Here is a 13131-nt window from a genome sequence, read left to right as displayed (position 1 = left end):
AGGGAAGACAAGGGAATGTGTAGAATTGTATAGATAGCACAATAGAAGGAGGAGTTAATATGTTGCAATTCAACATTAGAGGCGAAAATATCGAGGTAACTCCAGCAATACGCGATCACATTGAAAAGAAAGTAGAAAAAATTGAACGTTATTTTACAGACGGTGCAAATGCTACCGCAATGGTCAACTTGAAATCGTATAATCATAACCAAACAAAAGTGGAAGTTACAATACCTATGAAAAATTTAACATTACGTGCTGAAGAGCGGCATGACGATATGTATGCAGCAATAGATTTGATTGTTAGCAAATTAGAGCGTCAAATCCGTAAATACAAAACGAAAGTAAACCGTAAGTTCCGTGATCGAGATGGTATGGGCGTGTCATTTGCAGTTGCTGAAAATGATACACGCCACCAAAACGAAACGGAAGAAGAGGACGAGGATTTCACAATCGTTCGCACGAAGCAATTTGAGTTGAAACCGATGGATGAAGAAGAAGCGGTTTTACAGATGAATATGCTAGGACATAACTTCTTCGTCTTCACGGACGCAGAATCTAATGACACGAATATTGTTTACAAGCGAAAAGATGGAAGTTACGGCTTGATCGAAACTTCTGCACAATAAAAAACGGTGCTTTATCCATTTGATAACCTCACAAAAGCCTCTCAAACCGAGAGGCTTTTGTTTTACGTTTATTTGGAGCAACTCCTTGGTAATCTGCCGCATTTCCACAAATTGGTTCTTTGAACACAACGCCATTATTTGCACGCTTTTCTGCGCAGTGTTAAAATAAATAGTGAGATTTTTTTTGAATAGACTGATGATAATTTTGATAAGTGTATTATTGCTTACTAGGGCACGATAAAAGCTAAAGCAGTCATCCGGTATGTTGAGTATCGGCGGACACTTACGCAAGGAGCGGTATAGATATGTTGGGAGTATTAAATAAGGTATTTGATCCGAATAAACGGGATTTAAAACGATTAGAAAAAGTAGCAGATCGCGTAGAAGCACTAGCTTCAGACTTTGCAGCTTTGACTGACGAAGCATTAAAAGCAAAAACAGAAGAATTTATGGCGCGTCATGCTAAAGGTGAGTCATTAAATGACCTATTGCCAGAAGCATTTTCGACAATTCGTGAAGCATCCAAGCGTGTCCTCGGATTGTATCCATTCCGTGTACAGATTATGGGTGCGGTTTCGTTACATGAAGGTAATATTTCAGAAATGAAAACCGGTGAAGGTAAAACCTTAACTTCAACCTTATCTGTTTACTTGAATGCTATTAGTAAAAAAGGCGTCCACGTCGTAACGGTCAACGAATATTTGGCTAGCCGTGATGCTTTGGAGATGGGCGAGTTATATGAATGGCTTGGATTGTCTGTCGGATTAAACTTAAATAGTTTGACGAAAGACGAAAAACGAGCAGCGTATCAGGCCGATGTAACATACAGTACAAATAATGAATTGGGCTTTGATTATTTGCGTGATAATATGGTTCTTTACAAAGAAGATATGGTGCAACGTCCACTAAATTATGCAGTAATCGATGAAGTCGATTCTATTTTAATCGATGAAGCACGTACACCGCTGATTATTTCAGGACAGGCAGCCAAAGCGGCTCAATTGTATTTGCAGTCAAACGCTTTTGCTCGTTTGTTAACAAAAGACACAGACTATACCTACGATGAAACAACAAAAGGCGTTGTGTTAACAGAAGAAGGTATCGAAAAAGTCGAAAAAGCATTCGGCATCGATAATCTTTTTGACATTAGCCATGTTCGTTTAAATCACACGATTAACCAATCTTTAAAGGCGTACGTAACCATGCACAAAGACGTAGATTATATTGTTCAAGAAGAAGAAGTTGTTATTGTTGATCAATTTACGGGTCGTTTAATGAAAGGTCGTCGTTATTCTGACGGCTTACACCAAGCGATAGAAGCCAAAGAAGGTTTAGAGATTCAAAATGAATCGATGACGATGGCCACAATTACCTTCCAGAACTATTTCCGTATGTATGATAAATTGTCTGGGATGACGGGTACAGCGAAAACTGAGGAAGAGGAATTCCGCAATATCTACAATATGTACGTTATTGTCATTCCGACCAACAAGCCAATTATTCGTGAAGATCACGTAGATTTGATTTATTCTACGACTGCCGGTAAATACAAAGCAGTAGGGGATGATATTGCTGAACGTAATGCCAAAGGTCAGCCAGTTCTAGTCGGAACAGTGGCCATTGAAACGTCAGAAATCATCTCGGAATATTTGACGAAAAAAGGCATTAAGCACTCTGTGTTGAATGCAAAAAATCATGCACATGAAGCAGAAATAATTTTAAATGCTGGTCAAAAAGGTTCTGTAACAATTGCCACTAACATGGCAGGTCGAGGAACAGATATTAAGCTCGGAGAAGGTGTTATTGAAGCAGATGGACTTGCAGTTATCGGTACAGAACGCCACGAATCACGCCGCATTGATAATCAGTTGCGTGGACGTTCAGGACGTCAAGGTGACCCGGGTGTTACTCAATTTTATCTGTCTCTTGAAGATGATTTGATGCGCCGTTTCGGTTCAGACGCAATGCGTGCGATGATGGGCAAATTAGGAATGGACGATTCCCAACCATTGCAATCGAAAATGGTAACACGTTCTGTTGAATCCGCACAAAAACGAGTAGAAGGTAATAACTTTGACGCTCGAAAACGCTTGCTTCAATACGATGATGTTCTTCGTCAACAACGAGAAATTATCTACAAAGAGCGTATGGAAGTGCTAGAAACTGAAAATATGCGTGCCCTAGTTGAAAACATGATCAATAGTTCAATTGAACGTATGGTCTACACGCATACAGCAGAAGAAAAACAAGAAGACTGGCACTTGAAATCACTGAATGAATTGATTGCAGCGAATCTTCTTCCGGAAAACACGGTGACAGAAGCCGATCTTCAAAGCAAATCTCAAGAAGAGCTCATCACTTTCATTAAAGAAGCTGTAGCTGTTCGTTACGATGAAAAAGAAGTGGAAATGACGCCTGAGCGGATGCGTGAATTTGAGAAAGTCGTTTTGCTTCGCTCAATCGATACAAAATGGATTGACCACATTGATGCAATGGATCAATTGCGTCAAGGAATTCACTTGCGTGCGTATGGACAAAATGATCCACTTCGTGAATACCAAAGCGAAGGATTTGCAATGTTTGAGGCAATGGTCGAAGCCATTGAAGAAGACGTTGCGAAGTACTCAATGAAAGCTGAAATTCGCAATAACCTCCAGCGTGAAGAAGTTGCAAAAGGTCAAGCCGTTAACCCGAAAGAAGATGGACCAGCTCCGACAAAGAAAAAGGCGCCTGTCCGTAAACAAATGGAAGTTGGCCGTAACGATCTTTGCCCATGTGGCAGCGGCAAAAAGTATAAAAATTGCCACGGTACAGCTTTATAAGAAATGTGTGAAAGGACCGAAGAGCATTTGCTCTTCGGTGTTATTTTGAGGAGGAACAGATGATGGAATTAGCAGACATCCGCAACGAGCTCGACAAATCAGCCAGTAAATTGGCCGACTTTAGGGGGTCACTTTGACTTAGAGAACAAAGAATCCCGCATACAGGAATTAGATGAAATGATGCTTGATCCTGATTTTTGGAACAACCAGGAATCGGCACAAACCGTTATTTCAGAATTGAATGGATTAAAGGAAATCGTTCATACGTATTACGGTTTCATGGAAACGCAAGAAAATATGGAAATGTCTTTAGAGTTATTAAGAGAAGAAGACGATGAAGATTTGCACGAAGATGTCGACAAAGAAATGAAAGAATTCATTTCTAAGTTAGCTGATTATGAATTGACGATGTTGCTTAGCGAGCCATACGATAAAAATAATGCCATTTTGGAATTGCATCCGGGCGCAGGGGGCACGGAGTCTCAGGACTGGTGTTCGATGCTACTACGCATGTATACACGATGGGCAGAAAAACGTGGCTTCAAAGTTGAAACATTGGATTACCTGGCAGGCGACGAAGCAGGGGTCAAATCCGTTACTCTTGGTATCCGAGGACACAATGCGTACGGATACCTAAAAGCTGAAAAAGGCGTTCATCGTTTAGTTCGTATTTCGCCTTTCGATTCGTCTGGTCGTCGTCATACCTCGTTTGTGTCTTGTGAAGTCATGCCAGAATTTACTGGTGAAATCGAAATTGATATCCGCACTGAGGATCTGAAGATTGATACGTACCGGGCAAGTGGGGCAGGTGGACAGCACATTAATACAACAGACTCTGCTGTTCGAATCACGCACCTTCCTACGGGAGCTGTCGTGACGTGCCAGCAGGAACGTTCGCAAATTAAAAACCGTGAAAAAGCAATGCAAATGTTAAAAGCAAAATTATATGCTTTGAAGATTGAAGAAGAAGAAGCCCGTCTTCTTGAGATTCGCGGGGAACAAAAAGAAATCGGTTGGGGAAGTCAAATCCGTTCTTACGTATTTCACCCGTATTCGATGGTTAAAGATCATCGTACCAACTACGAAACAGGCAATTTAGGAGCAGTTATGGACGGCGATATTGATGGATTTATCAATTCCTTATTGCGTTCTAAAATGGAATAAGAACAGCAAAGCAACTGAAAGCTATTCTTTTTTTAGCTTTGCAAAAAGCCTGAAAGCCCACCAGCTTTCAGGCTTTTTTTGGTGATCCTGCTTTACTCAAATGAAGTTCACAAAGTGCGAAGCTTTTGGTATACTCTGACAGGGTTTAATCGACGTGTAGAAAAGAGGAAAAAACTAAATGACTAAAAAAAATCGTCGTATCCGCAAAGATCCACATCCAATGCTGACGTTTTTCATAGACTATACGAGCGTAATTATAGGATCAGCGATTGTGGCCATTGCCTTTAACGTATTGTTGTTGCCAAATGAAGTAGCCTCCGGAGGCGTAAGCGGCATTAGTACAATATTAAAAAGTGTACTTGACTGGAGACCGGCATTTGTTCAATGGGCTTTTAACATCCCATTGTTTATTGCAGGATTGATTTTGTTAGGAAAAAATTTCGGGATTAAAACGGCTGTGGGTACTGTGTTTTTACCACTCGTTGTCTTCTTGACAGAGTCGTGGGAACCGTGGACACTCGACCCCTTGCTCGGTGCTTTGTTTGGGGGGATAATGGTGGGTCTTGGGCTCGGCATTGTCTTCAGAGGCAAAGCTTCTACAGGAGGAACTGATTTAGCTGCACAGATTATTACAAAGTTCACAGGGGTCAGTTTAGGGACAAGTGTTGCAATGATTGACGGCTTTATCGTGCTGGCCGCGGCATTAGTATTTGATATTGAAAAAGGGCTTTACGCATTGATTGGTTTGTATGTAACAACGAAAACAATTGATCTTGTTCAAGTTGGCTTCGGTCAATCAAAATTGGTTTATATCATTACGACGAAACAGAAAGAAATTCGGGACGCGATCTACGATGAAGTTGATCGAGGTGTAACGGAACTCGCTGCCACAGGAGGATATTCGGGAACTGAAAAACCCTTATTAATGGTAGTTATTCCTCAAACAGAATTTACTAGACTAAAACAATTAGTTAAATATATCGATCCATCCGCCTTTGTTATCGTGTCCGATGCTTCTGAAGTTTTGGGAGAAGGTTTCAAACGACCATAACTTTGGTATACTGTAAGAAGAACTAGATAAACTATATGAGGAGGTCACTAAATGAAAAAGCAATTAATGGTCATGCTATTTGGCGCAACGCTTGTTCTTGGAGCTTGTGGTGGAGAAGATACATCAGAACCTGATGCACCAGCTGACAGCGGCGGAGAAGAAACTGCAGCCGTCGATGCAGAGCAAGTGGTTCAACAAAACTGTATTTCTTGTCATGGTGAGAACTTAGAAGGCGCGGGTAATTTTCCAGCTTTGAATGATGTTGGATCTCGTTTATCAGAAGAAGAGATTCATTCTGTCATCGAAAATGGACAAGGTGCAATGCCAGCTGGGCTTATTGAAGGCGAAGAAGCTGATGCAGTTGCGAAGTATTTGGCTGAAATGAAATAAACCTGCTGACTAGCAGGTTTATTTTTTTGTTCAATTTTAGTTGTTTTTAACACTTTTCTCTTCTTTAAGTGGATTAATATGTAATATTTTTAATCCGAAATACCTTTTTCATTCAGTTTTTATATCATTCTATTTATTCAGATTGAATTTTAAATGATACAAAAATGTAATAAAAAAGTAGGTTTAAGGTGTTATAATGGGTTTGCTGTGAAATTCTAAGGAAAAAATTTTGGCGCAAGCCAATTACTAGTAGGTGGTAATAAAAATGATTCAAATGAAGAATGTTTACAAGAAATACCCGAACGGAATTGTTGCCTTGAACGGTCTCAATGTTGAAATTGAACAAGGTGAATTTGTATATATAGTAGGACCAAGTGGTGCAGGGAAATCGACATTCATCAAAATGATGTATCGCGAAGAACGGCCATCTTCTGGTCAGATGTTTGTGGATGACATTGATATCGCCACATTGAAGAATCGGAAAGTTCCCATGTTGCGTCGTCAAATTGGCGTTGTGTTTCAAGACTTCAAATTGCTCACAAAATTAAATGTCTATGAAAATGTAGCATTTGCATTGGAAGTAATTGAAGAAAAACCGGCAGATATTAAAAGACGTGTCATGGAAGTATTGGATTTAGTTGGGTTAAAACATAAAGCCAAAATGTTCCCGACTGAATTATCCGGTGGCGAACAGCAGCGTGTATCAATTGCGCGTTCAATTGTGAACATGCCGAAAGTGATGATAGCTGACGAACCAACAGGAAACTTGGATCCTGAAACAGCCTGGGATATCATGGATTTATTTGAACGAATCAACAAAGCGGGCACAACCGTTATTATGGCAACGCATAATCAACATATCGTGAATACATTAAGACATCGCGTTATTGCAATTGAAGGCGGATTAATTGTCCGTGATGTAGCTGGAGGTGACTACGGCTATGAAGGCTAGAACAATGGTGCGTCATTTCAAAGAAAGTTTTAAAAGCATTGGTCGAAATAGCTGGATGACGTTTGCTTCAGTAAGTGCCGTTACAGTCACACTATTATTGGTAGGCGTATTTGTTCTTATCATGATGAACTTAAACAAAGTGGCTGATGATCTTGAAAAAGATGTCGAAATCAAAGTTTTCGTTTCTTTAGAAGCTGAAGACAAAACAATCGAAAAATTAGAGTCTCAAATTAGTGAAATTCCAGGAGTAGACTCAACCAATTTTTCAACGAAAGAAGAAGAGTTAACAGACTTGGTTCTTGATTTTGGAGATGAGTTGAGTTTATTTGAACAAAGTAATCCACTTTTTGATGTGTTTTATGTAAAAGCGACCGATCCGCAACAAACCGAAACCGTTGCGAAAAGTATTGCAAAGCTTGAGAACATTGAAGATGTGAAATACGGAGAAGGCAAAATAGAGAAACTTTTTGATTTCCTAAATGCCGGAAGAAACGTGGGCTTGATTTTAATCTTGGCTTTGTTATTTACCGCAATGTTCCTAATTTCTAATACAATTCGTATTACGATTGTCGCGAGACGTCGTGAAATTGAAATCATGAAATTAGTAGGTGCTACAAACTGGTTCGTTCGCATTCCTTTTATTTTGGAAGGCATGTGGCTTGGGATATTAGGTTCTCTTATTCCGATTGGTCTCGTAGCGCTACTTTATAAAAAAATTACCGAATTTGCACAACCTCGTTTGAGTGGAGAATTATTCCAGCTATTGGACTTCTCTCCTTTCATCTACCAAGTAAGTGCCTTGATTTTATTGATGGGCGTATTTATTGGGGTATGGGGAAGCTTTATGTCAATCAGAAAATTTTTGCGCGTGTAAGAGTGGTTTAGCATGTGGAACAGCCGGCATATGGATGTCGGCTGTTTTTTAGATTCCAGTTATTCTGTCACATTTTTAAAGAAACTTAGTGGAATAATCGGTCTCATTTATCGTATGATGAAAGTTGAATGGAGTGAATAACAGATGCCTAAAAAAATAATCGGATTATTGGTACTGGCCACTATGGTAGTACTCGTTATAATCGGGGCTGTTAAGAACAACATGGCGGAGTCCGAAGCGCTTGATAACATGGCAATCGGCAGTAATGTGGATTTTTTGCCAACAGATGAGGGTTTAGCTAAAGGAGAAAAAGCTCCAGATTTTCAATTGACTACATTAGATGGTCAAGAGGTGACGTTATCGGATTATCAAGGACAGAAAGTGTTATTGAACTTTTGGGCTACTTGGTGTCCTCCGTGCAGAGCTGAAATGCCGCATATGCAAAGTTATTTCGAAGAGCATGCTGAAGAGGAAAATGTAGTCATTTTGTCTGTCAATTTAACGACAGAAGACAAAGGCTTGGAGGAAATCGAAGAGTTTGTCGAAGAATTTGGGCTAGAGTTCGCTATTCCGATGGACGAAAAAGGCGATGTTGGTGCCACTTATCAAGCGGTGTCTATCCCGACATCGTATATGATTGATACTAAAGGACGTATTCAGAACAAAGTTGTAGGTCCAATGGATTTGCCAATGATGGAGAAATTAGTGGAAGCAATGGAATAGGAGATGGAAAAATGACATCAATCGAAACAAAATCAGTGCATACCGCTACAATGAAGGAACGTACGATTCAATCGAAAGTTATGCCACTTTATCAAACTTCAGCGTTTTCTTTTTCATCTTTGGAAGAGCTTGAAGGTTATTACGAGGGCAATGGTACGTATTTGTATTCAAGAACAGCCAATCCGAACACTGATGCACTTGGTCAGACTGTAGCTGATTTAGAACAAGCACCTAAAGGAGTTTCGGCATCTTCTGGAACTTCAGCGATTCTAGCTGGAATCCTATCTGTAGTAAAATCGGGCGATCATGTTTTAGCTGCTCAGGATGTTTACGGCGGAACGTTTCATTTGTTAAAGGAAGAGTTAGTGCTGATGGGAATCCAAGTTCATTTTGCGGACTTTTCGGATCGTAGTGAAATCGAAGGGATTTTAATTGATTTCCCTGAAGTCAAATTGCTATTTAGTGAATCGATTACTAATCCATTTTTGCGCTTAGAAAACATGGAGAATTTATGCCAATTAAAAGATCATTATGGAGTACGTATTATGATAGATAATACGTTTGCTACACCTTACACAATGACTCCGTATTTACTTGGGGCAGATCTAGTAGCACACAGTGCGACAAAGTATCTAGGGGGTCATAGCGACGTTACATCTGGCGTTTTAGTTGGAGATGCAGACTTGATTGGCATTGCTGAAAAGCGTGTGGTCAATTTAGGATTGAATTTAAGTCCATTTGAAGCATGGCTGACGATTCGCGGGATTAAAACCTTGGCGCTCCGAATGAAAACACAAACAGCAAATGCTGGGGCAATTGCTAATTTTTTAACAGATAAAGCACGCGTCTGGTATCCAGGAGTTGGAGCAATCGTTTCTTTTGAATTGCCGGAAACAATTGATGTGTCGAAGTTTTTTTCATCACTTGGCTGGATCAAAATAGTACCTACGTTAGCTGGCGTGGAAACGACTGTATCGTATCCTTATGGAACGTCGCATAGAGCACTGTCAGCTGAAGAAAAAGAGAAAGTCGGCGTGACACGCCAAGTAATTCGATTGTCTGCTGGAATTGAAGGCATTAAAGATATTTTGGAACAATTAGATGCCGCATTTGGTTAACTGAAAAAGAAGTGTAGAAAGCCGGCAATTTTTGGTACAATGAGAGATAGCGTTTATTGTCGGTGATAGGGATGGTGTAAGTATAGTGATAATGGATTTAATGTTAGCGATTGGTGGATTTTTTATAAATCCGGTTTTATACATAGCATTGCTCGCTGCAGTGTTGTTGGGATATTATCGTGTAAAGAAAGAAAGAAGGATTTTTCGAATTCGAATTGTTTACGGATTAACTGAATTTAAACGACTATTGAAAGACGGTTGGTTATATGCAGTCATATTTTCAGTCCTATTTGCAGGAATTGGGCTCGTCGTGCCACTGGATTGGCTAATTGCTTTAGCGATCATTTCTATTTTGTTAATGGCAACAAGCTTTTATCAAGCAGGCTCATTTGTTTATCTAGCTACAGCTGCTGTAGCACTCAGCTGGTTGTTTCAGGCCAATAGCTGGACGTTGAATTTTGGCTTATTTACATTCGAAGGAATTGCTTTTGACTACCAGTGGTTAATTCCTGTCGCACTCATTACGGGGGCACTGGTATTTGCTGAAGGGAAAATGATTGATAAAGCTGCTGCTGAAGCAGCATCGCCGAGGTTGCATAAATCTGGTCGCGGACTTAAAGCGGCCGCTTATGTTTCAAAAAGGTTGTGGCTATTGCCAATTCTATTAGTCGTGCCGGGTACGGTAATTGATACGTATGCGCCATATTGGCCACAATTGCCAATTGGTGAAACAAGTTTTTCGTTAATTCTATTCCCGTTTGTTTTTGGATTTTTTGGCCGCTCACAACGGACATTGCCAGTTTACCTATACCCACTGGTCGGCAAAGCGGTTTCTACTTTAGGAATTAGCATTGTGGTGATTGGTTTGGTCGCATTATTGTGGCAGCCTCTAGCCGTAGTCGCATTAGTTGTAGGAGTGATTGGACGTATCGCGATCTCCATCCACTTTGTGTTAAGAGAGCGCGGCGGCAATTTTGCCGTGACACCGCAATCTCAAGGAGTCATGATTGTTGATGTGTTGCCGGGGTCTCCAGCTGACAAAATGGGCCTATTGCGCGGAGAAGTTATTCGTAAAGTAAATGGTATTGCCATTGCAAACGAGTCGGAGCTGTATGAAGCGATTCAAGTTAATGCTGCTCATTGCCGTCTGGAAGTACTGGATCATAACTTGGAAGTGCGTTTACGCCAGCATGTTATTTTCCGTCACGATCACCACCGACTGGGATTATTAGTGGTCAATTAAGGAGATAACTAAATGGAATCAATGGTAACGAAATTCTTTCTGTCTCTGCTCGTGCCAGGATTACTCGTCATCCTGTTTACGAGAGTGACATTTAATCACATTGTGGCATTAATTTTAACAGTGGCGCTTATGGCAGCAGCTGTTTATGCAGGATACACTCATACGTGGTTATTGTTTATCGCCAATGCGGCTTCTCTTACTGCCGGATTCTGGTATGCCACAAATATGTTTAAACGTAGAAAAAAAGCCGAAGCTCATGAAAATGAGTAACGGCTTTTTTTGTTTGAAAAGATTGTTTACGCATCAGTACGATTTACGGTGCATTATTTCAGATAAACAGACTGTAAACTGCTAGCACAGCAATAGAACCAAGAACGACAAGCATAACGTTAGCACCTGCAATGGCAAAGCCAAATGCTGCAATAGCACCAATAATGCCAAACCAAACGTTTTCTTGAATGAAAAATATTGCCGGAAAAATCAGTGCACCTAAAACAGCATATGGAATATTGCGCAGCACATTTTGTACGGCTGCAGGCAACTCGCGGCCTTCTAGAAAAGTTAGCGGAATGGCACGGGGAATATACGTCACGACAGCCATGCCAAGGATCATCCACCAATACCAAGAATTCATGTTGCCTTCACACCTTTCCGAGAAATCCATTCAATGAAGATAGCGGATACTAAAGTTGAAACCATAATGGCCCACCCCGTTGAAAGCCATTCCGTAAAGTAAAACAGGGAATTGGTCAGACCTGCTAAAATAGCTAGACTGACGACTTTTCGATTGCCGCGCATTGAAGGTACTAACAATCCAACGAACATTGCATAAAGTGCTATGGTCATAGAAGCTTGTAGGAATTGCGGCAAGTTGGCACCGATTAAATGACCGATTGCTGTAAATATGACCCAACTTCCATAAGCGATGACGATAACACCAACAGCAAACGCAGTAGATAATTTAGTGCCCTTTTGTGTAGCTAATACAGAAAAAGTTTCGTCGGTAATTCCAAATGCGTAAAGCGCTTTTTTCCAGCGATCGTCAGGCTGCATCTTTTCGTTGAGTGCCGCCGTCATAAGGAAATGACGGATGTTAACGATAAAGGTATTTAACACAATCAAGACTGGAGCGACTCCAGCTGTAATGAGAGAAAGTGAAATATACTGTGCCGCACCAGCAAAAACAAAAATACTCATCGCCGTGGCTTGTAGTAAAGAAAGCCCAGTAGTCTTTGCTAATAAACCAAAGGTCAATGCAATTGGAAAATAACCAATCGCAATGCTAGTTCCAGCCTTTAATCCAGCAGAAAACTCACGTCCGTTCATTTTTTTCGCTCCCTATGTATAAGTATTTCCTTTTCCAAACTCTTTGAAAGAGTGTAAAGTAATTATAATAGCATAGCACAAAAGCTTTTTAGTTTGGGCTAGTATTTTGAAAAATTAAACAGATTAAAGGACTGAGCTTATGACAGAGTTTTTTTCTATGGAGAATATTGTTGAATTGACCCAGTCCTACCGAGCATTTGGTCCATTAATCGGCTTCTTGTTGCCGTTTATCGAAGCCTTCTTGCCGTTTTTACCATTATTTGTTTTTGTTTTTGCTAATGCCACGGCTTATGGATTATGGTTTGGGTTCTTGCTATCTTGGGGTGGCTCAGTAATTGGCGCTTATGCTGTGTTTTTACTGGTCCGCAAATACGGGCGAGCCCGCTTCATGAATTTCATGACGCGTCATGACAAAGTACAAAAATTGATTCACTGGGTAGAACGCAATGGTTTTGGTCCGTTATTTCTATTGCTTTGCTTACCTTTTACGCCATCTGCGCTTGTTAATCTTGTGGCTGGCTTATCCAATATCCGCAAGCATTATTATTTATTGACGGTGATGGCGGGAAAACTTGTTATGGTCTTTACAATTTCTTATGTGGGTTACGATCTGCGTGCGCTTTTTACACAACCAATTAGAACGGCAATTGTGATCGCAGTCATTATTTTATTGTATGTAATCGGTAAAATTCTTGAAAAGCGATTACATAAAAAAGTGGAAGCGGATTTTCGCTTAGCAAAAGAAGAACGCAAAAAACAACAACAGTAAGCCATTCCAAAGGTGGCAATCAAATTTTAATAAACGTATAATGAGAACAAATGTTCTTTTGGGGAGTGAT

14 protein-coding genes are annotated in these 13131 nt (G+C 40.4%); 12 read left to right on the top strand and 2 right to left on the bottom strand.

Annotated features, from left to right (window positions below; all coding sequences use genetic code 11):
* Nucleotides 1-59: 59 nt before the first annotated feature.
* From hpf to AJGP001_RS12495, 11 genes are all read left to right on the top strand, one after another.
* Nucleotides 60-629, top strand: a complete 570-nt coding sequence (gene hpf, locus AJGP001_RS12545) for a ribosome hibernation-promoting factor, HPF/YfiA family (RefSeq protein WP_058384706.1) — start codon at nucleotides 60-62, stop codon at nucleotides 627-629.
* Between the two features lie 305 nt (nucleotides 630-934).
* Entirely contained in the window at nucleotides 935-3451 is a 2517-nt protein-coding gene (gene secA, locus AJGP001_RS12540) for a preprotein translocase subunit SecA (RefSeq protein ID WP_071154712.1), read from the top strand.
* Between the two features lie 62 nt (nucleotides 3452-3513).
* Nucleotides 3514-4615 (top strand): peptide chain release factor 2 gene (gene prfB / locus AJGP001_RS12535; RefSeq protein WP_143039566.1). Its coding sequence is split into 2 segments (ribosomal slippage): nucleotides 3514-3585 and nucleotides 3587-4615, totalling 1101 coding nucleotides; the frame shifts between segments, so codons are not numbered across the junction.
* 220 nt (nucleotides 4616-4835) lie between these two features.
* A complete protein-coding gene (locus tag AJGP001_RS12530; protein ID WP_410477393.1) occupies nucleotides 4836-5666 on the top strand; it encodes a YitT family protein in 831 nt (276 codons plus the stop codon).
* 51 nt (nucleotides 5667-5717) lie between these two features.
* Nucleotides 5718-6056 carry a cytochrome c551 gene (gene cccB, locus AJGP001_RS12525; RefSeq protein WP_071154711.1) on the top strand — a complete coding sequence of 113 codons (339 nt, stop codon included), beginning with the start codon at nucleotides 5718-5720 and terminating at the stop codon, nucleotides 6054-6056.
* A 265-nt stretch (nucleotides 6057-6321) separates the two neighbouring features.
* Nucleotides 6322-7008 (top strand): cell division ATP-binding protein FtsE, encoded by a 687-nt coding sequence (gene ftsE / locus AJGP001_RS12520; protein ID WP_058384710.1) that lies wholly within the window; start codon nucleotides 6322-6324, stop codon nucleotides 7006-7008.
* Nucleotides 6998-7882 carry a permease-like cell division protein FtsX gene (gene ftsX, locus AJGP001_RS12515; protein WP_058384711.1) on the top strand — a complete coding sequence of 295 codons (885 nt, stop codon included), beginning with the start codon at nucleotides 6998-7000 and terminating at the stop codon, nucleotides 7880-7882. The genes ftsE and ftsX overlap by 11 nt, the downstream gene beginning before the upstream one ends.
* 144 nt (nucleotides 7883-8026) lie before the next feature.
* Nucleotides 8027-8605, top strand: a complete 579-nt coding sequence (locus AJGP001_RS12510; protein ID WP_058384712.1) for a TlpA family protein disulfide reductase — start codon at nucleotides 8027-8029, stop codon at nucleotides 8603-8605.
* An 11-nt stretch (nucleotides 8606-8616) separates the two neighbouring features.
* The gene (locus AJGP001_RS12505) at nucleotides 8617-9723 is read left to right on the top strand and encodes a trans-sulfuration enzyme family protein (protein WP_071154710.1); all 1107 of its coding nucleotides are present in this window, start codon (nucleotides 8617-8619) and stop codon (nucleotides 9721-9723) included.
* A 91-nt stretch (nucleotides 9724-9814) separates the two neighbouring features.
* Nucleotides 9815-10966, top strand: coding sequence for a PDZ domain-containing protein (locus AJGP001_RS12500; protein ID WP_071154709.1), 1152 nt, complete (start codon nucleotides 9815-9817; stop codon nucleotides 10964-10966).
* A 12-nt stretch (nucleotides 10967-10978) separates the two neighbouring features.
* Nucleotides 10979-11236 carry a CsbA family protein gene (locus AJGP001_RS12495; RefSeq protein ID WP_058384715.1) on the top strand — a complete coding sequence of 86 codons (258 nt, stop codon included), beginning with the start codon at nucleotides 10979-10981 and terminating at the stop codon, nucleotides 11234-11236.
* A 58-nt stretch (nucleotides 11237-11294) separates the two neighbouring features.
* On the opposite strand, the gene AJGP001_RS12490 is transcribed toward AJGP001_RS12495, so the two are convergent.
* Both AJGP001_RS12490 and AJGP001_RS12485 read right to left on the bottom strand, forming a co-directional pair.
* Nucleotides 11295-11600 carry an AzlD domain-containing protein gene (locus tag AJGP001_RS12490; protein WP_058384716.1) on the bottom strand — a complete coding sequence of 102 codons (306 nt, stop codon included), beginning with the start codon at nucleotides 11598-11600 and terminating at the stop codon, nucleotides 11295-11297.
* Nucleotides 11597-12292: an AzlC family ABC transporter permease gene (locus tag AJGP001_RS12485; protein ID WP_078080606.1), complete on the bottom strand. Its 696-nt coding sequence runs from the start codon at nucleotides 12290-12292 to the stop codon at nucleotides 11597-11599. The genes AJGP001_RS12490 and AJGP001_RS12485 overlap by 4 nt, the downstream gene beginning before the upstream one ends.
* 139 nt (nucleotides 12293-12431) lie before the next feature.
* Here AJGP001_RS12485 and AJGP001_RS12480 point away from each other — a divergent pair, with 139 nt between their 5' ends.
* Entirely contained in the window at nucleotides 12432-13061 is a 630-nt protein-coding gene (locus tag AJGP001_RS12480) for a TVP38/TMEM64 family protein (protein ID WP_058384718.1), read from the top strand.
* Nucleotides 13062-13131 lie beyond the last annotated feature (70 nt).

This window comes from Planococcus faecalis (assembly GCF_002009235.1).
Lineage (GTDB): Bacteria > Bacillota > Bacilli > Bacillales_A > Planococcaceae > Planococcus > Planococcus kocurii.
Note: the sequence above shows the minus strand (reverse complement) of the source record. Positions and strands in the feature narration are given on the sequence as shown.

Coding starts and splice junctions, on each gene's coding strand:
- hpf (WP_058384706.1), top strand. CDS start 60: ATGTTGCAATTCAACATTAGAGGCGAAAATATCGAGGTAACTCCAGCA.
- secA (WP_071154712.1), top strand. CDS start 935: ATGTTGGGAGTATTAAATAAGGTATTTGATCCGAATAAACGGGATTTA.
- AJGP001_RS12530 (WP_410477393.1), top strand. CDS start 4,836: ATGCTGACGTTTTTCATAGACTATACGAGCGTAATTATAGGATCAGCG.
- cccB (WP_071154711.1), top strand. CDS start 5,718: ATGAAAAAGCAATTAATGGTCATGCTATTTGGCGCAACGCTTGTTCTT.
- ftsE (WP_058384710.1), top strand. CDS start 6,322: ATGATTCAAATGAAGAATGTTTACAAGAAATACCCGAACGGAATTGTT.
- ftsX (WP_058384711.1), top strand. CDS start 6,998: ATGAAGGCTAGAACAATGGTGCGTCATTTCAAAGAAAGTTTTAAAAGC.
- AJGP001_RS12510 (WP_058384712.1), top strand. CDS start 8,027: ATGCCTAAAAAAATAATCGGATTATTGGTACTGGCCACTATGGTAGTA.
- AJGP001_RS12505 (WP_071154710.1), top strand. CDS start 8,617: ATGACATCAATCGAAACAAAATCAGTGCATACCGCTACAATGAAGGAA.
- AJGP001_RS12500 (WP_071154709.1), top strand. CDS start 9,815: ATGGATTTAATGTTAGCGATTGGTGGATTTTTTATAAATCCGGTTTTA.
- AJGP001_RS12495 (WP_058384715.1), top strand. CDS start 10,979: ATGGAATCAATGGTAACGAAATTCTTTCTGTCTCTGCTCGTGCCAGGA.
- AJGP001_RS12490 (WP_058384716.1), bottom strand. CDS start 11,600: ATGAATTCTTGGTATTGGTGGATGATCCTTGGCATGGCTGTCGTGACG.
- AJGP001_RS12485 (WP_078080606.1), bottom strand. CDS start 12,292: ATGAACGGACGTGAGTTTTCTGCTGGATTAAAGGCTGGAACTAGCATT.
- AJGP001_RS12480 (WP_058384718.1), top strand. CDS start 12,432: ATGACAGAGTTTTTTTCTATGGAGAATATTGTTGAATTGACCCAGTCC.